Source organism: Pantoea cypripedii (assembly GCF_002095535.1).
Taxonomy (GTDB): domain Bacteria; phylum Pseudomonadota; class Gammaproteobacteria; order Enterobacterales; family Enterobacteriaceae; genus Pantoea; species Pantoea cypripedii.
Genome location: NZ_MLJI01000001.1, coordinates 680,873 through 701,567, shown reverse-complemented (window position 1 = coordinate 701,567; position 20,695 = coordinate 680,873). Strand labels below are relative to the sequence as shown.

The 20,695-nt window shown below is 56.6% G+C and carries 19 protein-coding genes, 3 tRNA genes and 1 pseudogene; 11 read left to right on the top strand and 12 right to left on the bottom strand.

Translation table 11 applies throughout. The features are described 5' to 3' along the window. From HA50_RS03135 to HA50_RS03125, 3 genes are all read left to right on the top strand, one after another. Positions 1-597 carry a Fic/DOC family protein gene (locus tag HA50_RS03135; protein ID WP_084872480.1) on the top strand — a complete coding sequence of 199 codons (597 nt, stop codon included), beginning with the start codon at positions 1-3 and terminating at the stop codon, positions 595-597. Positions 598-822: 225 nt separating this feature from the next. Beyond that, on the top strand, positions 823-1,980 hold the full coding sequence (locus HA50_RS03130; protein WP_084872477.1) for a mandelate racemase/muconate lactonizing enzyme family protein: 1,158 nt from the start codon (positions 823-825) through the stop codon (positions 1,978-1,980). After that, on the top strand, positions 1,973-3,259 hold the full coding sequence (locus HA50_RS03125) for an MFS transporter (RefSeq protein WP_084872474.1): 1,287 nt from the start codon (positions 1,973-1,975) through the stop codon (positions 3,257-3,259). The genes HA50_RS03130 and HA50_RS03125 overlap by 8 nt, the downstream gene beginning before the upstream one ends. 31 nt (positions 3,260-3,290) lie before the next feature. Here HA50_RS03125 and nadR read toward each other — a convergent pair whose 3' ends face one another. Genes nadR through serB form a run of 3 tightly spaced genes read right to left on the bottom strand, consistent with a single transcriptional unit; the run spans position 3,291 to position 6,959 of the window. Beyond that, positions 3,291-4,529, bottom strand: a complete 1,239-nt coding sequence (gene nadR, locus HA50_RS03120; protein WP_084872472.1) for a multifunctional transcriptional regulator/nicotinamide-nucleotide adenylyltransferase/ribosylnicotinamide kinase NadR — start codon at positions 4,527-4,529, stop codon at positions 3,291-3,293. A gap of 56 nt (positions 4,530-4,585) precedes the next feature. After that, positions 4,586-5,968 (bottom strand): DNA repair protein RadA, encoded by a 1,383-nt coding sequence (radA, locus tag HA50_RS03115; protein WP_084872470.1) that lies wholly within the window; start codon positions 5,966-5,968, stop codon positions 4,586-4,588. 13 nt (positions 5,969-5,981) lie between these two features. Next, the gene (serB, locus tag HA50_RS03110) at positions 5,982-6,959 is read right to left on the bottom strand and encodes a phosphoserine phosphatase (RefSeq protein WP_084872467.1); all 978 of its coding nucleotides are present in this window, start codon (positions 6,957-6,959) and stop codon (positions 5,982-5,984) included. Between the two features lie 107 nt (positions 6,960-7,066). Here serB and HA50_RS03105 point away from each other — a divergent pair, with 107 nt between their 5' ends. Further along, entirely contained in the window at positions 7,067-7,726 is a 660-nt protein-coding gene (locus HA50_RS03105) for a YtjB family periplasmic protein (RefSeq protein WP_084878308.1), read from the top strand. Here the strand turns inward: HA50_RS03105 and yjjJ are convergent. From yjjJ to HA50_RS03085, 4 genes are all read right to left on the bottom strand, one after another. Continuing rightward, on the bottom strand, positions 7,723-9,045 hold the full coding sequence (gene yjjJ, locus HA50_RS03100; protein ID WP_084872464.1) for a type II toxin-antitoxin system HipA family toxin YjjJ: 1,323 nt from the start codon (positions 9,043-9,045) through the stop codon (positions 7,723-7,725). The genes HA50_RS03105 and yjjJ overlap by 4 nt on opposite strands. Positions 9,046-9,148: 103 nt before the next feature. Next, positions 9,149-9,832, bottom strand: coding sequence for a pyrimidine 5'-nucleotidase (yjjG, locus tag HA50_RS03095; protein ID WP_084872461.1), 684 nt, complete (start codon positions 9,830-9,832; stop codon positions 9,149-9,151). 20 nt (positions 9,833-9,852) lie between these two features. Then, entirely contained in the window at positions 9,853-10,293 is a 441-nt protein-coding gene (gene rimI, locus HA50_RS03090) for a ribosomal protein S18-alanine N-acetyltransferase (RefSeq protein WP_084872459.1), read from the bottom strand. Beyond that, on the bottom strand, positions 10,265-10,675 hold the full coding sequence (locus HA50_RS03085) for a DNA polymerase III subunit psi (protein ID WP_084872456.1): 411 nt from the start codon (positions 10,673-10,675) through the stop codon (positions 10,265-10,267). Before HA50_RS03085 ends, rimI begins: the two co-directional genes overlap by 29 nt. A 106-nt stretch (positions 10,676-10,781) precedes the next feature. On the opposite strand from HA50_RS03085, the gene rsmC reads away from it, so the two are divergent. The 4 genes from rsmC (at position 10,782) to HA50_RS03065 (ending at position 12,277) form a co-directional block, all read left to right on the top strand. Beyond that, the gene (gene rsmC, locus HA50_RS03080) at positions 10,782-11,813 is read left to right on the top strand and encodes a 16S rRNA (guanine(1207)-N(2))-methyltransferase RsmC (RefSeq protein WP_084872453.1); all 1,032 of its coding nucleotides are present in this window, start codon (positions 10,782-10,784) and stop codon (positions 11,811-11,813) included. A 143-nt stretch (positions 11,814-11,956) separates the two neighbouring features. Next, positions 11,957-12,043 (top strand) — tRNA-Leu (locus HA50_RS03075). 32 nt (positions 12,044-12,075) lie between these two features. Next, a tRNA-Leu gene (locus HA50_RS03070) sits at positions 12,076-12,162 on the top strand. Between the two features lie 28 nt (positions 12,163-12,190). Next, positions 12,191-12,277, top strand: a tRNA-Leu gene (locus HA50_RS03065). An 84-nt stretch (positions 12,278-12,361) separates the two neighbouring features. On the opposite strand, the gene HA50_RS03060 is transcribed toward HA50_RS03065, so the two are convergent. Continuing rightward, on the bottom strand, positions 12,362-12,646 hold the full coding sequence (locus HA50_RS03060) for a DUF1435 domain-containing protein (RefSeq protein ID WP_084872451.1): 285 nt from the start codon (positions 12,644-12,646) through the stop codon (positions 12,362-12,364). A gap of 230 nt (positions 12,647-12,876) precedes the next feature. On the opposite strand from HA50_RS03060, the gene HA50_RS03055 reads away from it, so the two are divergent. The 3 genes and pseudogenes from HA50_RS03055 to HA50_RS03045 all read left to right on the top strand — a co-directional run bounded on the left by HA50_RS03055 (position 12,877) and on the right by HA50_RS03045 (position 15,440). Further along, entirely contained in the window at positions 12,877-13,971 is a 1,095-nt protein-coding gene (locus tag HA50_RS03055) for a GGDEF domain-containing protein (protein WP_084872448.1), read from the top strand. Positions 13,972-14,084: 113 nt separating this feature from the next. Then, a pseudogene (fhuF, locus tag HA50_RS03050) lies at positions 14,085-14,880 on the top strand (siderophore-iron reductase FhuF). Positions 14,881-14,975: 95 nt separating this feature from the next. Beyond that, the gene (locus tag HA50_RS03045) at positions 14,976-15,440 is read left to right on the top strand and encodes a YbaK/EbsC family protein (protein WP_084872445.1); all 465 of its coding nucleotides are present in this window, start codon (positions 14,976-14,978) and stop codon (positions 15,438-15,440) included. Here HA50_RS03045 and HA50_RS03040 read toward each other — a convergent pair. From HA50_RS03040 to HA50_RS03025, 4 genes are all read right to left on the bottom strand, one after another. Then, a complete protein-coding gene (locus HA50_RS03040; RefSeq protein ID WP_084872442.1) occupies positions 15,437-16,657 on the bottom strand; it encodes an MFS transporter in 1,221 nt (406 codons plus the stop codon). The two genes, HA50_RS03045 and HA50_RS03040, sit on opposite strands and share 4 nt — an antisense overlap. Positions 16,658-16,869: 212 nt before the next feature. Continuing rightward, a complete protein-coding gene (locus tag HA50_RS03035; protein WP_084872440.1) occupies positions 16,870-17,850 on the bottom strand; it encodes a nucleoside hydrolase in 981 nt (326 codons plus the stop codon). An 8-nt stretch (positions 17,851-17,858) separates the two neighbouring features. Beyond that, positions 17,859-18,881 carry a LacI family DNA-binding transcriptional regulator gene (locus HA50_RS03030; RefSeq protein ID WP_084872437.1) on the bottom strand — a complete coding sequence of 341 codons (1,023 nt, stop codon included), beginning with the start codon at positions 18,879-18,881 and terminating at the stop codon, positions 17,859-17,861. Positions 18,882-18,928: 47 nt separating this feature from the next. Beyond that, positions 18,929-20,320 (bottom strand): MFS transporter, encoded by a 1,392-nt coding sequence (locus HA50_RS03025; RefSeq protein ID WP_084872434.1) that lies wholly within the window; start codon positions 20,318-20,320, stop codon positions 18,929-18,931. Between the last annotated feature and the right edge of the window lie 375 nt (positions 20,321-20,695).

Below are 20,695 nucleotides of genomic sequence, written 5' to 3'. Positions count from 1 at the left end.
ATGGACCGCTATTCCTCATGGAGTGACCACTACTGCTACCCGGATTCACTGGTTTTAATCAATCGCTATAATATTCGTGACAGTAAGCAACTCGAAGACGCTGAACGTAATGTCACGGCGCTCACAGTACAAAATATCAGGTTGTCCCAGCCCCCTTTCTCACTTGATACACTGAATGATATTCATCGCACGCTTTTTGCCGAACTCTATGACTGGGCAGGTGAAATACGCGATATCGCTATCAGCAAAGGTAATACCCGCTTCTGCCAACCGATTTTTATTACGAGGGAAGCTGCACGGTTGTTTCGCAAGATGGAGAGTGAATTATGGCTTCACGACCTCACGCACGGCGGGTTCTGCGAAAAAATGTCCTGGTATTACGGTGAACTCAACATCATCCATCCTTATCGGGAAGGAAATGGTCGCTCCCTGCGTGTGTTGTTTGAGCATATCGCCCTGAATGCAGGTTTTCGTATTGACTGGACTGGCCTGAATGCTGATGACTGGCTGGCAGCAAATATTGCCGCTTATGAAAAAGGGCCTGAAGCACTGAATGAACTACTTCAGGACCATGTTTTTATTATTGATGAAGCCTGATTGTTGTCATTCATAGCAGCATTTCCCTTTATTTGTGATCCCCTGCACCCTGCTCCGTTGATCGGCCCAAAAACTCGCCTGAATCCGCTTTCACTCCTGGGCTGTTGCCCGATGTCGCCGCTTTGCCCGCTTTTTATACTCGCTATTGACCTGACTTATCTCTCTCAGTCCCGGCATTCTTCATAACTATTCACGCCGGGCGTTACCCCTATTGAGGTCTATGGCATGAAAATAACTATGATCGAAGTGATGCGTATCGCGATCCCGTTTGATGCGCATCGACGCCCACCAGCGGAGCAGGAAACCACCTTTAACGCCGCCTCGCCGTCGCTCAGCCGGATGGAAACGCTGCTGGTAAAAGTTACCAGTGACACCGGACTGGTTGGCTGGGGTGAAGGTTTTGGGCATTTGGCGAATCCGGTGACCGAGCAGGCGCTGTCCAGCCTGGTGGCACCGTTTTTCCTGCAACGGGAGTTGCCCGACAGCCAACAGGCCATCGCAGCACTGATGCAAAGTGCCGAACAGGCCTTGCATGCATTTGGTCGCAGCGGTCCGGTACGCTACGCGTTATCGGCCATGGATATCGCCCTGTGGGATCTGCTCGGTCAGCAGCGCCAGCAACCGCTATGGCAACTGCTGGGAGCCACGCGGCAGCGCATCGAGCGTTACGCCAGCCTGGTGAGCTACGCCAACGATCCGCAGGAAGTCGCCGCTCAGGTGCAGCGCGCCCACCAGCAGGGTTTCCGCACTATGAAGCTGCATGAAACCGCCCAGCCCGCTATTGCCGCCGCACGCGCCGCACTGCCTGCCGATGTACAACTGATGGTGGACGTTAACTGCCCGTGGACGCGCGAACAGGCCAGTCAGCAGGCTTACGAACTGCGGTCGCTGGAACTGGGCTGGCTGGAAGAACCGATTTGGCCACCGGATGATTTTGATGGTCTGGCGGAGCTACGCCGCGTCGGCGTGCCGCTGGCGGCGGGTGAAAATGTCGATGGCGATTTTGGTTTCGTCAATCTGCTGGAAAGTGGTGCCGTGGATGTGGTGCAACCCAGCGTCACCAAAGTGGGTGGCATCACGGCGGCCCTGCATGTGTTCGAGCTGGCGCAACAATATCGTGTGCGTGTGGTGCCGCACTGCTTCTATTACGGTGCGGGGATGCTGGCAACGGCGCATCTGGTGGCTGCGTTGCCGGAGAGCGTAAAAATGGAGATCCCGTGGATCGATTTTGCTGCCCCACTCTATCCCGATCTCCCTGCCGAGGTGAGCTTTAATCTGAGCCAGCGCCCTGGCCTCGGTTATCAGCCCGATGAACAAGTGTTGCGGGAATATCGGTTAACCCATCAGCAGATTGATCAGCAAGGAGTGCAACGTCATGTTTAAAAACTATCGTGTGGTCATTGCCCTGCTGCTGTTCTGTGCCGGTATGCTCAACTATCTCGATCGCGCGGCCCTGTCAGTGATGGCTCCGCTGGTGAAAAAGGATCTGGGAATTGATGATGCGCAGATGGGCATCCTGTTCAGCTGCTTCTTTATCGGCTACTGCCTGTTTTGCTTCCTCGGTGGCTGGGGTGCGGACCGCTTTGGTCCGCGTCGCGTTTACGCCTGGGCTGCCACTATCTGGTCGCTGTTCTGCGGCGCAACGGCGCTGGTCACCGGCTTTGGCCATCTGCTGATTGTGCGGATGCTGTTCGGCATCGGCGAAGGCCCAATGGGCACCACCACCAATAAATCGATTGCCAACTGGTTCCCGCGTCAGGAGGTGGGCCGGGCCGTCGGCTTTACCAACGCCGGGCAACCGCTGGGAGCCGCCATTGCCGCACCGATCGTTGGTCTGGTGGGGCTGAATTTTGGCTGGCGCATCGCCTTTGTGGTGATTGCCGCGCTCGGTTTTGTCTGGGTTGCCAGCTGGCTGCTGCTGTTTCGTGACAAGCCAGAGCAGCATCCGCGCGTCAGCCAGGCAGAAAGCCAGCTGATTATGCAGCAGCGCCCCGCCAGCCAGACCACCAGCACACCGCAGCAGGATAACCATTCGCTGTGGCGTTATGTCCTCTCGCTGCCAGTGCTGGGCGTCGCCAGTGCGTTCTTCTGCTTCAATTACATCCAGTATTTCTTCCTTTCCTGGCTGCCCAGCTACCTGACCGATTTCCAGCATCTGGATATCAAAAGCATGAGCATCATCGGCATTCTGCCGTGGCTCGGTGCCACTGTCGGTTTTCTCGGCGGCGGCGTGGTGTGTGACATGCTGTTTCGCCGCACGCAGAACTTCCTGCTGTCGCGCAAACTGGTGATCTTTGTCGGTCTGGCGGTGGCGGCGTTGTGTGTGTTGCTCACCGCCTGGAGCCAAAACCTGGCAACGGCGGTGACGTTGATTACACTGGCGAGCGTGTTTGCCTATATGACGCCGCAGGCGTGCTGGTCGTTGTTGCAGGATATCGTCCCGGCGGGTCGCATCGGTACCGCGGGCGGTTTCGTCCATCTGCTGGCGAATCTGGCGGGCATTCTGTCACCGGGGATTACCGGCTTCCTGATTCAGTATGGCGGCGGCTATCACACCGCCTTTGTGCTGGCGAGTGTGCTGGCTCTGGCGGGGATGTTATTGCTGGCGCTGCTGGTGCGGCAAAAAGGGGTGAATACGCTGCGCGCACTGGCGACACATTAAAACCATTGCCGGGCATGATGCCCGGCTTTGCTTAACGTGGGACACCGTCCCCCATCATCTGCTTCACCAACTCGACACAGCGCAGGAAGCGCGTATCGTAGTCATCTTCTTTCACATGCACGAATTCAACATTGTTCTCGCGCAGCATGGTGATGAGCAGCGACTGGAATTCACGGCGATCCACCGAACTGCCGAGGCTGCGCAGTCCATCCGCCACCCAGGGCACGTTATTCTCCAGCAGGATCACCAGGTCGAAACGGTATTCATCAATCAACGCCTGTACAAACGGGTGTTCACGCCCCTCATACTTGAGGCAGAACGCCTGCGTCGTGATGAAATCGGTGTCGATAAACGCCACCTTGTTGGCGTATTTGACGGCGAAATCGATGTACTGTGCCTGGCCGAGGGCAATTTTGTCGTAGTCGGAATATTGCAGCGCGATCTCATCCCCGCCGAGGTGGGAGAAGACATAATCGCGGCCATATTCCCACGCGCTGGTGGTGTTAAAGATATTCGCCAGCTTATTCACCAGCGTCGATTTACCACTCGATTCACCGCCCAGCACCGCCACGGTGCGCACAAAGAACGGCTTCACCTCGGTGGGGATATATTCCCAGTAGCGGAACGGATCCTGACGAATCTGCCCGCCGCTGATGCTCATAAAAGATCGGTTGGGATCGATCACCACCGCTTCGATACCGAGATGCTGCTGATACATCGGCGCATCCGGCGCTTCGCTGGTGTAAACACAATCCGCTTCAATCCCCTGCTGCGCCAGAAAGGTTTTCACCCCTTCACTCCACACATCCCAGCCGTGGGGATAAGGTTCGATCCCCTCTTCATTGAACGAGTGGATACGGATATTTTTCTGGTATTTAAAGGTTTGCAGCAGCCAGCGCAGACGATCGCTCACCGTCGGCTGCTGTGACATGGCGCTGTTTTCAAACAACTCACGATCGCGCGGATCGTCATGTCCCATGATGATATGCAGCTCATCCACCTGGCTACAGGCGCGCTGGATCAGATAAATATGTCCGGTATGCAGCGGATAGAACTTCCCGAACACCACGCCGACCGTTTTCTGCCGACGCGGAAATTCCAGCCCGAGAAAGCGGTGCAGCGCTTCCAGCTTTTGCGCACTGGGGCTTTTGATTTTGGCATTCAGCAACTGGCTTAAGTAGCCTTTGGTCATCCCGCTGGCATCCGCCACCTGTTGCAGCGTGTGGCCCTGCTGGCGTATGGCGGTTTTCAGGTAGTCAAATGATGACACTGCGTGCCTCCTGCATGAAAAGTAATGAGGTCGCCATAAATGGCGACCAGGCCGGTTTACAGCTCATCCAGAATCGCCAGCGCATCGGCCAGCTTTTTCGCGCTGTAAACTTTCATTCCGTCGATAGGTTTTTTGGGGGCATTGCCCGCAGGCACAATCGCGCGCTTAAAGCCGTGCTTGGCCGCTTCTGAAATACGTTCCTGGCCGCTTGGCACCGGACGAATCTCCCCCGCCAGCCCGACTTCACCGAAGATCACCAGATCCTGCGGCAGTGGACGATCGCGCAGGCTGGAGACCATCGCCAGCAGCAGCGCCAGGTCGGCACTGGTTTCGGTGACTTTCACGCCACCGACCACGTTCACGAACACATCCTGGTCCGCCATCTGCAAACCGCCGTGGCGATGCAGCACCGCCAGCAGAATCGCCAGACGGTTCTGTTCCAGGCCAACCGCCACGCGACGCGGGTTACCCATCATCGAGTGATCGACCAGCGCCTGAATCTCCACCAGCAAGGGGCGCGAGCCTTCCCACACCACCATCACCGAGCTGCCTGAAGTCACCTCATCCCCCCGCGACAGGAAGATGGCCGACGGGTTACTGATTTCGCGCATGCCCTGCTCGGTCATGGCGAACACCCCCAACTCGTTCACCGCACCAAAGCGGTTTTTATGGCTGCGCAGAGTGCGGAAACGGGAATCCGCATCGCCATCCAGCAACACCGAACAGTCGATGCAGTGCTCCAGCACTTTGGGGCCCGCCAGCGAGCCGTCTTTGGTGACGTGTCCCACCATCACAATCGCCACGCCACGCGTTTTGGCGAAGCGCGTCAGGTAGGCAGCGGTTTCGCGCACCTGCGCCACGCTACCGGGCGAAGACTGGATCTCCGCCATATGCATCACCTGGATCGAGTCGATCACCATTAGCTTCGGCTGTTCCTGCTCGGCGATCAGGCAGATCTGCTCGATACTGGTTTCCGACAGCATATTCAGATTTTCGGTGGGTAATCCCAGACGATGGGCACGCATCGCCACCTGTTGCAGCGACTCTTCGCCGGTGACGTACAGGGTTTTCATCCCTTCCGCCAGCTTACACATCACCTGCAACAGCAGCGTCGATTTCCCGGCACCAGGGTTGCCGCCAATCAGAATGGCACTGCCCGGCACCACGCCGCCGCCGAGCACACGGTCAAACTCTTTAAAACTGGTGGAGAAGCGTGGCAACGCCTCAAGGCTGATCTCGGAGAGCTTTTGCACCCGGCTGGTGCCCGCGCTACCGGCATAGCCACTCAGACGCTCGTTACGCGCGCTCGCAGGCGAGGCCGCAATGCGCACCTCGGTGATGGTGTTCCAGGCGTGGCAGGCGCTGCATTGCCCCTGCCAGCGCGGATAATCAGCGCCGCATTCATTACAAACAAACGCGCGTTTTGCCGCTTTGGCCAAATCAGTTCCTTAATTAACGCTCTTCGTGAATCAGGCTGCCGCTCAGGATGCAGAACACCCCCATCAGGTCAGCATGACGGATAATCACTTCCGTCTGCTCATTCACTTTCGGTTTAGCATGATAGGCGATACCCAGACCCGCAGCTTTAATCATCGGCAGGTCGTTAGCCCCGTCGCCAATTGCCACGGTCTGCTCCTGCGCAATGGCAAAGCGCTGCGCCAGATTGTTCAGGGTATCGGCTTTAAATTGGGCATCGACAATCTGTCCCAGCACCTGGCCGGTCAGCTTGCCGTCGCGGATTTCCAGCTCATTTGCCATGGCCGCCGCCAGATGCAGCGTGTCACGCAGATAATCGGCATAGTAAGTGAAGCCGCCAGAGGCAATCGCCACCTGCCAGCCCAGCGCCTGCAACTTTTGCACCAGCGTGGTCAGGCCCGGCATCAGCGGCAGCGTATCGCGTACCTGCTTCAGGATATTGGCATCCGCACCGGTCAGGGTGGCGACGCGTTCACGCAGGCTGGCTTTGAAATCCAGCTCACCGCGCATCGCACGTTCGGTAACTTCCGCCACCTGCTCACCACAGCCCGCCAGTTTGGCGATTTCATCGATGCATTCGATCTGGATCGCGGTGGAATCCATGTCCATCACCAGCAGACCCGGGGTTTTCAGATGCGGGATCTTGCCGAGCGGTGCCACATCAAAACCGGCATCATGCGCCAGTTTCATGGCACGGGGTGTCAGCGAACCCGCCAGACGCATCACCTGGTACTCATCGACATTCCAGGCGCTGACGATCACCATCGCCGCCCCCAGCTGATGCTGGTAGTCGGTCAGCTTTTGTTTATCAAGCCCGCGCCCATACAGTAACCAGCCAGTCCGACCGGCACGGTAATCCAGCGGCATCACTTCATCACCGCTGAGGGAAAGGGGTAAGCCCGGCCAGAGGGACACATCGGCAGGCAGATCGCACCAGGTAAGACGATTTGGCATTACAGCTCCTGTAGGGACAACAAAACCACGCAAGAGGCTACCTTGTCTGCGCGGGTTCTGGCAACATAATTGCCAGGCTTTCTGTTGTTATGTCACACGGGTTTCTGATGGTTAAAACGGCACTGAAATTTCGCCTGCACCGCACGGTAATTGTTCTTATCTCGCTGGCCCTGTTAGTGGTGCTGATGCAGGGTGCATCCTGGTTTAGTCTCGGCCATCAAATGGCGCGCTCCGAACAGGTGGATGAACTCGCCCGTACCCTGACCAAACAGGTGGCGTTCAGCCTGCAACCCCTGATGGATAACAGCGACGATAATCGCCCGCAAATTGAAGCGGTGCTGAATCAACTCACCGATAACAGCCGTATTCTGGATGCCTCCGTCTATGACGATGATGGCAGCCTGGTGGCGCACAGCGGTGAAAACATCAATGTGCGCGATCGCCTGGCGCTGGACGGCAAACGCGCTGGCAGTTACTTCAACCATCAGATTGTCCAGCCGCTCAACGGCAAAGATGGTCCGCTGGGTTTTCTGCGCGTCACGCTGGATACCCACGTGCTGGTCACCGAATCACGCCAGGTGGATAACACCACCAATATTCTGCGCCTGATGATGCTGCTGGCGCTGGCGATCGGCATCATCCTGACCCGTACCCTGCTGCGCGACCGTCGTACCCGCTGGCAGCAATCCCCTTTCCTGCTTACCGCCAGTACGCCGGTGAAGGAAGATAAAGAAGAAGAGACCGCTGAGGAAGAAACCAAATCTTAAGCCATTTTTTCGATGGTCACATCCAGCGCAGCCAATTGCTGCTGCGCCTGGCGCGCAATCTGCCGAAATCCGTCGCTAAACGCCACCTCTGCCGCAATCGTCTGCCAGTAACTTTTCGCCATCGCGCTGGCAGCGCGCCAGATATCACCTGGCAGCGAGAAATCGAGGGTTAAATTCACCTCGTCGCGCATATGCCCCAGCGAATTCGGCGCCAGCGCCATCGGCAACATATCGTAAGCCGGGGTGAGTTGCAGCCGATCGCCGCCGGTAAAAAATGACAGATTCCCGGCGTGCATATCGCTATTGGCGATCAGGCGGCCAAAGGCCCATTGCAGCGTGCCGCGCTGCACTGATGCCTCATCAACGCGCTGCTGGCGCGCCAGTTCGCGCAGCGCATCCGGCCAGTGCTGCTGTCGCCCTAAAAATTCGGCACTGACCGCCTCAAGGGAACACATGCCGCGACGGCCCCGCTCACCTTCCCGATCGAAGCGCTGGACCTCAAGAAACAACTGGCCGCCCTGTTCGATAATCTGGCTACGCGCCGCCGCCAGCCCCGCCGCCGCCAGTTGCCGCAGCGCACAATCCTCCGCGCGCAGCAAATCGCGCCAGCGCTGGCTGCTTTCGCTCTGGCGCGCCACGGTGAATTTGACCAGACAATGGCGCTGGCCGGAGGTGGTTTCGGCGTAACAAAGAAATTTGGGCTGCTCACCCGCCGCCGAGGATCCGACTTCATCACCATCCAGCACCTGCTGCGCCAGCTGCGGATAACGCATGATTTTTTGCCCGGCGCTCAGCACCACCGGGGCTGATTGTTGTAACCAACGCTGATAGGCGGTAGCTCCCAGCAGGCAATTGCCTGGCATATCCATGCCGGTGACCGTCAATGCCATCAAACATTGCTCATCACTCCAGACGCGCAGATCCTCGGTCAGCCCGAGGGATTGCGCATTCTCCCGTCCCCAAAGCCGTCCGAGAAAACCCTGCGGGCGCATATCGCTGAGAAACCACGGCAATCCTTCGTAAAAGGTCCCGTTTTCCTGTTCATCAAGATGGAGACAACTGCCCTGCGGCCAGGTACGCACCAGCCAGCCCGTTTGCACCGTTTGCCCCGACGGCAACACCCGATAAAGGGGAAAACGGCTTTCACCTCGCAGCGGACGCAGCAGGGCATAGCGCGTGGCACGCGCTTTGCCCCATCTGACAATTTGGTCCAGCTGACGTAACTGGCGCGACAGGGTCGCCTGGCTGATGCCAAGCCGACGTACCAGTTCGGGCGCGCCCAGCGGGCCATCCAGCAGCTGTGAGGTGATATCCGCCATCCCGCCTCCTGATGAATAGATTTATGAATAGATACTAGCATAAAAAAAGACCCGCTCAGCGGGCCTTCAGACACAGGTTCATCGTAATGATGAATAGATACTCTTACCCCTGCGTCAGCAGATTTTCCAGCTCAGCCAGCGATGTCACGCGCCAGTCTGGGATAATCTCCTGCGGCAGAGGACGCGTACCGTGATCCAGCCAGCAGGTTTTCAATCCGGCATTGATGCCGCCGAGAATGTCCGACTCCGGCGTATCGCCCACCATCAGCACCCGTTCACGCGCCGGGTTGCCGAGCAACTCCAGCGTATGATCGAAGATGGCGCGATCGGGTTTCGGCACCCCCACCTGCTCTGAAATCACCACCGTGGCAAAATAATCACGGAAGCCAGTGCGTTCCAGCCGCGCCTGTTGCAAGGCGGTGAAACCATTGGTGATGATCGCCATTTTCACCTTACCGTGCAGCGCGTTCAGCAAACTGGCCGCGCCCGGCAAAGGCAGGCAGATCTCAGCCATTGCGGTGAGGAAGCCGTGATTCAGCACTTCTGGTGCGATGCTGAGCTTCTCGCCCCAGCCGGTAAAACGGCGGGTCTGTAGCTGCAAGGCCGAAATCGCACCGTTCTGATAATCGACCCACAACGGTTTGTTGATCGCCTGATAATCGGCGTAGTCCTGGTCGGTGAATTGCACATCATAACCGGCAAACATACGTTGCAGGCCGGCATAGGCGTCGAAGTGAAACAGCGTGTCATCCGCATCAAAAATAATGCAGTCCCAATCGTTTAACATAGATCTCCTAAGCCAAAGGGCTACAGCGTTAACGCCATGATGATGGCATCTTCTCGTCCGCTGGCAGTGGGGTAATAATTCGGGCGGCGGCTGACCTGGTGAAACTCCAGCTGCTCATACAAAGCAATGGCAGGCAAGTTGGACGCGCGCACTTCCAGCCACAACGTCATCACGTCGCGCTTCTCCAGCTCGGCAATCAGATGCTGCAACAGCTGGCGCGCGTAACCCCGGCGCTGGAAATCAGGATCAACCGCGATATTGAACAACGAGGCTTCGTCGAGCACCACCTGGGTGATGGCAAAGGCCACCAGCTTGCCTTCCGCTGCAAAACGTAAATTTAAAAACCGCTCGCCCTGGTTGCTGGCAAACGTCTGTTCGCTCCAGGGAAAAGCGTGGCTGCGGCGTTCAATCGCCAGCAGTTGCGGCTGGTCTTCAGGGGTGATTAAAGAGATGGCTGTCATGTTTACACATCTGTTGCCAGAGGGCGCGTTTCGCCGCGCCACTGCTGATTAATTCATTGAAAGCGGCAGTCGTGAAGGTGACGCCATTAAAAGGATGCGCGCCGTCGACACCCAGCAACCAGCCTGCGCAATCGACCTGTTCCGGTAGCATTGGCAGTTGTTCCGGGGTGAGCGTCATCACCTGAGCGGGCTGAAGATGCAGCGTACGCAGCACATCCTGCACCAGCGGTTCGTGCAAGTCGGGCGCGTGTTCAGCCACCAGCACCAGCCGGGTATCGGGCGCAAGACTCACCGCTATTTCGCCCTGGAGCACGCGCGGACGCCGCAATTGATACTGCGTAATCCCCATTTGCTGTAAAAGCCAGTCGCGCCTTGATGTCATGCTGTTACCCGTTGTGCGGCCATAATGCGACGCTATGCTAGCAAACCCATCGAACATGCGCCAACAAAGCACTATAATCCCCGCTCTGATTTAACAGGAGCCATTCATGTCAGCTTTAACCCCGGCCAGCGAAGTGATTCTGCGCCACAGTGATGAATTTACCGCCCGCCACGTTTTATTTGCTGGCGATTTGCAGGACGACCTGCCCGCCCAGCTGGAAACCGCTTCAACGCGCGTGCATACCCAGCAATATCATCACTGGCAGAACCTCAGCCGTCGCCTCGCAGAGCGCGCGGTGTATGGTCTGGTGGCAAGCGCCGACGATGTTGCCGGTTGCGATACCCTGATCTACTTCTGGCCGAAAAACAAACCAGAAGCCCTGTTCCAGTTGCAGAACCTGCTTTCTCTGCTGCCGGTCGGTAGCGATATCTTTGTGGTGGGTGAAAACCGCAGCGGTGTACGCAGCGCGGAAGGCATGATCGAACCCTGGGCCAAATTAGAGAAGATCGACAGCGCACGTCGCTGCGGCCTGTATCACGGCCAGCTGGAGCAGCAACCGGCCTTTGATGCTGCCGCGTTCGGTGACAGCTACATGCTGGACGGTCTCACCATCCACACCCAGCCGGGTGTCTTCAGCCGTGACGGCCTCGATGCTGGCAGCGCGCTGCTGCTGTCCACGCTGACGCCGCATACCAAAGGGAAAGTGCTGGATATCGGCTGTGGCAGTGGCGTGCTGGCGACGGTACTGGCGCAGCACTCACCGAAAGTGCGTCTGTGGCTGTGCGACGTGCATGCCGCCGCGATTGCCGCGAGTAAAGCCACCCTCGCCGCCAACGGTCTCGAAGGTGAAGTGTTTGCTAGTAACGTCTTCTCGGATGTGAATGGCCGTTTCGATCTGATCATCTCCAACCCGCCGTTCCACGATGGCCTGCAAACCAGCCTGGATGCGGCAAACACGCTGATCCGTGGCGCGCTGAAGCATCTCAGCACCGGCGGTGAGCTGCGCATTGTCGCCAACGCCTTCCTGCCCTATCCGCAGGTGCTGGATGAAACCTTCGGAAATCATGAAGTGCTGGCGCAAACCGGACGCTTTAAGGTTTATCGTGCGGTTTACGGACGCGGCGCGAAAGCACGTTAATTCAGCGATGTGACTGACGCGGCGGCAGAAACGTTGCTTTTTGCAGCAATCGTTTCACCGTCGCGAAATATGTGTTGACGCTTTGAGTAAAATCTCTAAAATGCGCCTCCGTGGTTAGCAATACTCTAAGGTGTTGCAGGTACGCGAAGGTGGCGGAATTGGTAGACGCGCTAGCTTCAGGTGTTAGTGTCCTTACGGACGTGAGGGTTCAAGTCCCTCTCTTCGCACCAAAAACCACAACGTTTATATCGTAGCGCACTGCGCGAAGGTGGCGGAATTGGTAGACGCGCTAGCTTCAGGTGTTAGTGTCCTTACGGACGTGAGGGTTCAAGTCCCTCTCTTCGCACCAATGCGATGATATAAACAGACAACGCGATGCGAAGGTGGCGGAATTGGTAGACGCGCTAGCTTCAGGTGTTAGTGTTCTTACGGACGTGAGGGTTCAAGTCCCTCTCTTCGCACCAACGTTGTCATCCTTCCCGGTGTTATCTCCCCAGATTTTTTATCGTACTGAACACGCTCTGGCGTGATTTTGTCGTTTCTGCTTGTCAGATCAGGTGAAAATTCACCGATACCGCAGCCAGCCCCCCCGCCAGCGCCAGGCAGGAAGGCAGCAGCAGGTAGTGACGCAGACGATGATGAAATAACATCACCACCGTCAGCAGCAGCGCCACCATCATCACCACACGCCACTGGCTGAAACTGGGTTCCCACAACGCGAAGACCGGCATCGCCGCGCACGGTAATAACACGCCCCAGCCGCTATCCAGACGTTTGCCCATCATCCAGCTCACGCCCCACAACCCGCAGGCAGCTATCATCGCCATGATCATCGCGCAACCCTCAAATGATAAGTATTCCCATTATCATATGATAATACTTCTCATCTTGCAGCGGATTTTTTATGCGCGGTGCCATGCGGATGACACTGCTACTGGAAAATGCTAAATTGCCGCCGATAACTATTTTGAAAACACAGCAATAATGTGCTCACTATCCTGGTGGAGAGAATATCTCGGCCGGATAGCGCTTTGATATTTCAGGGCTGTCACGAGTAATAATAATGAAATTACAATCTTACGAAGAATTGAAACACAGCAAATATCGTCTTTCAGTGATGCTTTTTCTGTTTCTTAATGTCGCTGTTTCACTATTTAGTTTGTTACCATTTTTAGGGGAGGGTTCCAGCAGCTGGTCATTGCCGGCAACACTGGTGGCGGGCTTTAGCATCACCTTGCTTACCGTTTGTTTAATCATTCCAAAACTTAAATTCCCGCTATTAAATCCTGTTGCGCTGTTATTCGGTGCATTATGGGCATGGCACATTGACCATAAGTACCATCTGGTTTTTTATTTTGATGGCAGCTTTTTAATAATCAGTCTGTTAAGCGTATTTTTTGTCAGTGCTATTGCACTCAGTGATTATTTAGTTGCGTTCTGTTTACATATCGCGCCGCCCGTATTTACCGTTTTACTGCTGGATGATGGTCAGCATTTAATGATGATTCTGTTCACCATCACCCTGCCGCTGATAGGTTTTTCATTACACCATCTGATGCGTCGCCGCTTTGATCATTTCACCCGCCGTCTGGTGCGCCAGCTGTATGAAGAAAAAGAAAGTTTTAGCGATTTAAGTATGCTGGACCCGCTAACCGGTTTGTATAACCGCCGTGGGCTGAAAAACCGACTCGATACCATCCTGGAAAACCACGCAGGCAGCCACTTTGTGCTGCTGCTGGATATCGATAATTTTAAGGCTTACAACGACAACTATGGCCATGCGATGGGTGATCAGGCGCTGGCACGGGTCTCGGTGGCGATTCGCGATGCAGTGCGCTCGCGGGATGTGGTGACCCGCTACGGCGGCGAAGAGTTTCTGGTGCTGATGACCAACGTGAATGCCTCCATTGCCATGAAACTAGCGGAACGGATTCGCCAGTATGTGCTTAACCTGGAAATCCCCCATCGGTTTAATGAGCGGGTTTCCACCCACGTCACCATCAGTGCGGGCATCGCCCCGATTTTTGCTGACGATTTTGATCAGGCGGTATCGAATGCCGACCGAGCTCTGTATGTGGCGAAAAATCAGGGACGTAACACCATTCTTGCCTGGGCAGATCTACCGAAAACCGCCCTGAGCAGCAAAGATTTGGCCTGAAAACCGTGGGTTCACCGCACGGATGCGGTGAATCCTTAGCCTGGCAGTCTTGTGAGGTTAAGCGGGAACGATTATCATTTGTTTTTCGCTTACCGTTTTCATTCAGGACCGGCATGGCCATTATCACTCGTCAGGATCATCGCTTCAGCGAACATCCACTGATCTTTATGCAGAGCGACCGCGGACTGGCGAGCGTGCTGGAAGATCTGATGCGTGAGCAGCGCAGCACTATGCTGGAAACCATTAAACTCGGCCAACCCGCCCCGGCAGGTACGCTGACGCTGGCCGAATGGTCTGCCGCCCCGCATTACCGCCGCCTGACGCAACGCTACAGCGATCATCTCTACCGCAATCATCCCGATGCGCAGCAGGAAGCTAAACCGCTCCAGTCGCTGTGGGCGCAATGGTATTTTGGCCTGTTGCTCCCCCCGCTGCTGCTGGCACTGCTGCTGGAGCCACGAGCGCTAAACTGCGCCCCCCCATCTGATTCACGTTGAGTTCCATGAAAACGGCCATCCCTGTGCCTTCTGGATTGATGTGCAGGAAGATGAAGAGGCACGCTACCTTAATGCGCAACAACGTATCGAACGCCTGATTCAGCAGCTGCTGATCCCGGCGGTGAACGGCATGACGCAGCACGGCGATATCAACGCCAGGCTTATCTGGAACAACATGGGTTTCTCCTTCTGGTGGTATCTGGGAGAGTTAAAAACGCTGCTGCCCGCCGGGATAGCGTCACAGCTGGAGCAGGCATGGTTCTTCAGCCAGTCCCTGCTGGATGGCAGCGAAAATCCATTGTATCGCACCATGATCCCGCGTAACGGCGAGATGGAACGCAAGAGCTGCTGCCAGCGCTATCGTATTCCCGATGTTGAGCGCTGTGGTAACTGCACGTTAAAAGCGGTGTAAAGCCTGCGCATTCTGTTACAGATTCTCCCTTTCTCCCGTTTACAGCAGAAAAGCCTTATGGCAGCTTTTAGGCTTCGTTTTTGCCGGAGAAAAAAATGAGCCTGGAATCGGTACGGCACTTCTTTGCCGAACACGCACCGGATGTCGACATCATCGAGATGCCAGAAAGCACCGCCACCGTGGAACTGGCCGCACGCGTCCACGGCGTGGAGCCGGGGCAGATAGCCAAGACCCTGTCGTTAAAGGTGAAAGATAACGTGGTGCTGATTGTCACGCGCGGTGATGCGCGCCTCGACAACCGTAAACTGAAAGCCGCGCTGGGTGCCAAAGCGCGCATGCTGAGCGTCGATGAAGTGGTGAACTGGACCGGCCATCCGGTTGGCGGCGTCTGTCCGTTCGGGCTGGAAAACCCGCTGACCGTGTATTGCGATGTGTCACTGCGCGGCTTTGAGGAAGTGTTACCCGCAGCAGGGTCGATTCATAGTGCCGTGCGCATTTCACCGCAGCGTATGGCCGATCTCACTGCGGCAAAATGGATTGATGTGTGCGAGTCGCGCTAACGCGATTCGCGCGCCACGGCACCGGAGATTTGAATGCCACGCGTTTCACGTCCAAAGGCGACAAACACGCAGATCAGCACCGCGACCGTCCCGGCAACAATCGCCATCCCTAAGCCATAGTTGCCGCCATGGGCCTCGGCAATCCGCGACTGCAACGTCGCATTGACCGAGGCAATCAGGTTACCCAGTTGATAGACAAACCCTGGCAACACGGCACGGGCGTTGGCAGGCACCAGCTCGGTCAGGTAGGTCGGAACTACACCCCACGCGCCCTGCACCATAAACTGCATCAGAAACGCGCCAATGCCAATCATCCACGTACCACTGGAAAAGGCCCACAGCGGCAGCACCGGCAATGCCAGAAATGACGCCAGCATAATGGCTTTTTTGCGCCCAATTCGTTCCGACAGCGATCCAAAAAAGATGCCGCCCAGCATCGCGGCGATATTGTAACTGATGGCGATAATACTCACGGTATGCGGGTCAAACTGATGCTGCACTTTCAGGAAGGTGGGATAGAGATCCTGGGTACCGTGGCTGAAGAAGTTAAAGCAAGCCATCAGCAGCACCATGTAGATACAGATTTTCCAGTGCTGGCGGATAATTGGCAGCAATGCCGTGCTCTCTTTACGCTGACGCGCCGCCAGCCAGACCGGGGATTCCGGCACTTTAAAATAGATAAACGGCAGCAGCAGGATCGGCAGTGCGCCAATCATAAACATCCCGCGCCAGCCCACGCTCTCGAAGAACAGACCAAAGATAATCGACGCCAGCAGATAACCGCACGGATAACCGGCCTGGAAGATACCAGACATCAAACCGCGCGAACGGTCCGGAATGGTTTCCATCGCCAGCGACGACGCCACACCCCAGATCCCCCCCATCGCCACGCCGTAAATCACGCGGAACGTCAGGAAGGCCGCGAAGTTGGGTGACCAGGCCGACAGCAACTCAAACAATGAAAACAGCACGATGTTGAGCATCAGAATAGGCCGACGGCCATATTTTTCCGCGAGACGCCCAAACACCAGCGCGCCAATCGGTCGCACCGCCAGGGTGAGCATAATCGCGATAGAGACATCTGAAACGCTGGTGTGGAAATACTGAGCCAGATCGCTGAGTACAAACACCAGGATAAAAAAGTCGAACGCATCCAGCGTCCAACTGGCGAAGCTGGCAAAAGCCACATTTCGCTGCGTTGCAGTCCAGTTAAACATAGGGGGTATCCTGTCTGACAGCGTCCGGATCGTTGGCCGGACATTCTTGTGAACGTTACCGTGCGAATGATTGCATCGGTTATTATTATGTTAACTATTTGTATATAGCATGTCAGAAAGGCGGGCTGTGGCGGGGAATTGTCAGCGAGTGCTTCGCGCTGTAAGCAAGCATGTCACACGGTCATCGCCCTGGGATGACCGTGTGTTGTTGATTATTTCAGACCATTAAAGGCCTGTTCGAGAATATCCAGCAGCAGCGGGTTATCCACGCTGTGCAATACATGTACCAGCGCACCGGCATGTTCCGGGATGCCCACATCCAGGCGCAGCGGCGTGCGATAACGCCAGCTTTTGCCGCGTGTCGCCCCAGGGCGTAACTCCACATCGACATGATAATCCATGCCGTCGGCAACACGCTGATTCAGCAGCCAGGCCACCACCAGCGCATCGTGGATCCAGCAGCCGGGCAGATACCGCGTGCGAATCGAGTAATCAATCCACGGCCGCAGGGTTTCGCGCACAAACTGGCTAAGCGGGTGATCGTTAAGCGTCAGGCGGTTAAGGTCCTGATGCGTCATCAACGTTTGTGTGGTGACATCCATCGGCACCAGCGTCACCGTCGCCCCGCTATGCAGTACCTGATGCGCGGCTTCCGGATCGAGGCCAAAGTTGGTGTCTTTGATGTAATCATCCAGCGCGAACACGCCGCCCATGATCACAATCTCTGCCACCGCTTCCGCCATCTGTGGATAGCGTTGCAGCGCCTGCGCCACGTTGGTCAGTGGGCCGATAGCCACCAGCGTAAACTCACCGGGGTTATCACAAATCAACTGCCCCATCACCCCTGCTGCATCATTGCCATCGGCGGGCAGCAGCTGTGGCTGACGCACCCCGCGCCACAGCTCGGCCAGCGCCTGATCTTCAACACCGTCAAGACGGGCGCGCCACGGAGCCGGATCTTCGCGCAGCGCCTGCTTTGCCCCCTGCACCACCGGGATATTGATGCCCAGCCGTTGCAGCAGGTCCTTCGCCACCTGCGCACCCACTGCACAGGGCGTATTGCCGCTGACGGTGGTAATTAACTCCAGCGATAACGCAGGCGACGCCAGGGCTAAGGCCAGCGCCAGGCCGTCATCGGTGTTTGCACCGGCAATACCATTCCCCGGATCACAATCAATAATCAGTCTTTTCATGATGTTATTTATTTTTTTCTGCTAAGTTGGCAACCACAGGACTCACCGATCTCCAGATGGTGAGGAAACTCCGCCAGCTCCGCCTCGCCATCGCCGTTTTTCAGCATGGCAATTGCACGCTGCGCCATTTCGCGCAGCGGCTGGCGTACCGTCGTCAGTGCTGGCACATGAAATGCCGACTGCTCGGTACCGTTAAAACACACCAGCGCGACATCGTGCGGTACACGCAGGCCATGTTCCGAAAAAGCACGAATGCAGCCAATCGCCTGCCCTTCGTTGCTGGCAAACAGGGCGCGCGGAACGCGGCCACTGTTCAGCATCTGCTGCGCCGCCTCGTAACCGCCCTGCCGCGAATAACCGGCGGGGAAAATCAAACTATCGTCAGCCTGCACCCCGTACTCCGCCAGCGCATCGCGCCAGCCCTGAATACGATCCTGGGTATTCAGCATCTCCAGCGGACCACTGATCATCCCCACCTGCTGATAGCCGTGGCTGAGCAGATGGACCGTTACCTGACGTGCCGCTTCGCGTTCGTTGACCCGTAACATGCTGACGCCCGGCTGGGGTTCCACACGATCGAGCATCACCAGCGGCGTACCGCTGGCCTTGATTAAATCGATATAGGGATGGCGATCGACGCTGTTGTAAAACAGGCCATCAACCTGACGATTCAGCAGCCCCTGAATCAACTCCAGCTCGCGCTGGCGATCATCACCGGCATCACCCAGCAACATGACATGACCGTGATTCAGCGACTCCTGCAACAACGCATGCGCCATCGCCGCGACAAACGGGTTGGCGATATTCGGCACCACTAAACCGAAAGTTTTGGTGCTGCCCGAGGCCAGCGCACGCGCGACGGCATTGGGTCGGTAGCCGGTTTGCTTAATCGCCTCCAGCACCCGCTGGCGGGTCGCTTCCGCCACCGGACGCGGCCCGTTGTTGATGACATAACTCACCACCGCGACCGACGTACCTGCGGCTTTAGCGACATCGCTGCGTGTAATATTTCCGGATGACGATTTAGCCAATAGCCTGCCTCTGTTTATGGTCGGTGCATCAATGGGTTAACCTGCTGTCAGATGGCATCATCCGGCAGATTCAGGTCACGCCCGCGGGTTTCCGGTGCCACAAAGGTGGTCAGAAAACCGATGGTCGCCATTGCCGTAAAGTAGACCGCAATCGCCCACCAGTGACCGGTAAACGACAGCAGCGCCGCCGCAACCAGCGGCGCAGTGCCTCCTGAAAGGATAGACCCCAGCTCCTTCGCCACCGCCATCTTGGTGTAACGATGTTTAACGCCAAACATCTCGACGCCCCAGGCCGCCTGTACACCAAAGATGCCGAGTGATGCCAGCGCCATACCCACCACCATCACCGGGATAACCACCGCCGGTTCACGGCTGTCGAGCAGATGGAAAGCGGGCCAGGCGTAGAACATCAGCAACAGACAAAAACTGCGATAGGTGATGCGACGACCAAAGCGGTCGGAGAGCCAGCCAGCAAAAGGAATAATCAGGAAACCCAGCAGGGAGGCGATAAACACCGCGGTGGTGGGCACCGATTTGTCCACCATCAGCACTTTCGCCACATAGCCGACAATAAAGCCCTGCGCCAGATAAGAAGGACCGTTTTCGCCGATGCGCAGGCCGACCATGGTCCAGAAGGCGCGGCTGCGCTGCCAGAAGCTGCGCGTGTCAGCAGGTGCCGGGCTGGCAAGCTGGGCATGACGCTGGGCATTCAGCTCGGCTTGCTGGCGTTCAAATACCGGGGTTTCGCGCAGATGACGACGCAGCCACAGTGCCACCAGCGCAATCAGCACGCTGCTGAGGAAGGGAATTCGCCAGCCCCAGGCCAGCAGGCTTTGCTGGTCCATCTGCACCACCGCCAGCCATACCAGCGAAGCGATCAGCGTACCGCTGTTGGAACCGAGCGCAATCACCGATGACACCAGTCCACGGCGTTCAACCGGCGCATATTCGCCCAGCATCACCGTGCCGCCAGAGAGTTCAGCGCCTGCTCCCAGCCCCTGGGTAAAGCGCAGCAGCACCAGACAGGCTGGTGCCCACAGGCCAATGCTGGCGTAAGAAGGGATAAAACCGATCAGCGTGGTTGAGGCCCCCATCAGAATGATGGTGGTGATCATCACCACTTTGCGTCCTTTGCGATCGCCAATCCAGCCAAATAGCAGCGCACCAATCGGGCGGGCAATAAAACCTACCGACCAGGTGGCAAAACTGGAGAGCAGCGCCATGGTCGGGCTGGCTTCGGGGAAGAACACATCGCCAAAAATGATACCGGCAGCCAGGCCATAGAGTGCGAAATCCGCATACTCCATCGCCGTACCCAGCCAGCAGGATAAGGTGGCACGCCAGAAATCTTTGCGGCCAGCCGAGGTTGCCAGCCGCTCATCAGCGGCCGAAGAAGAAGACAGTGCGCGTTGTTGCGAAACGGAGTGATGTACCGTCATAACCATTTCCCTGATAGATGAAGATCAATCAAACGCCCTTCCCTGGGTAGGTTCCCTTGCAACAAGCGGAACGCCCCGGTGGCGACGTTTGGTGGGCAAACCTGGATGAAAGGTCAGTAAAGGATTCCCTGGTGTTGGAATTCTCTTATTCGCCAGGCTTTGCCGATGTTTTTTTCACCGATCGCATTAATAAGGCAAATGTAACTGCATCATCTCAAGGCCAACTTTTTCCGTGGCACCGTGAGCTATCACTGTGTAATTAGTCTATCTACGCGCGTAGATAAATCAAGTGATCTTAGTAAAAATAATTAATTTATCTTTACTATCGCTCAGGGATTAAGGATAAAAATGGCGTCAATTCATGACATTACATTC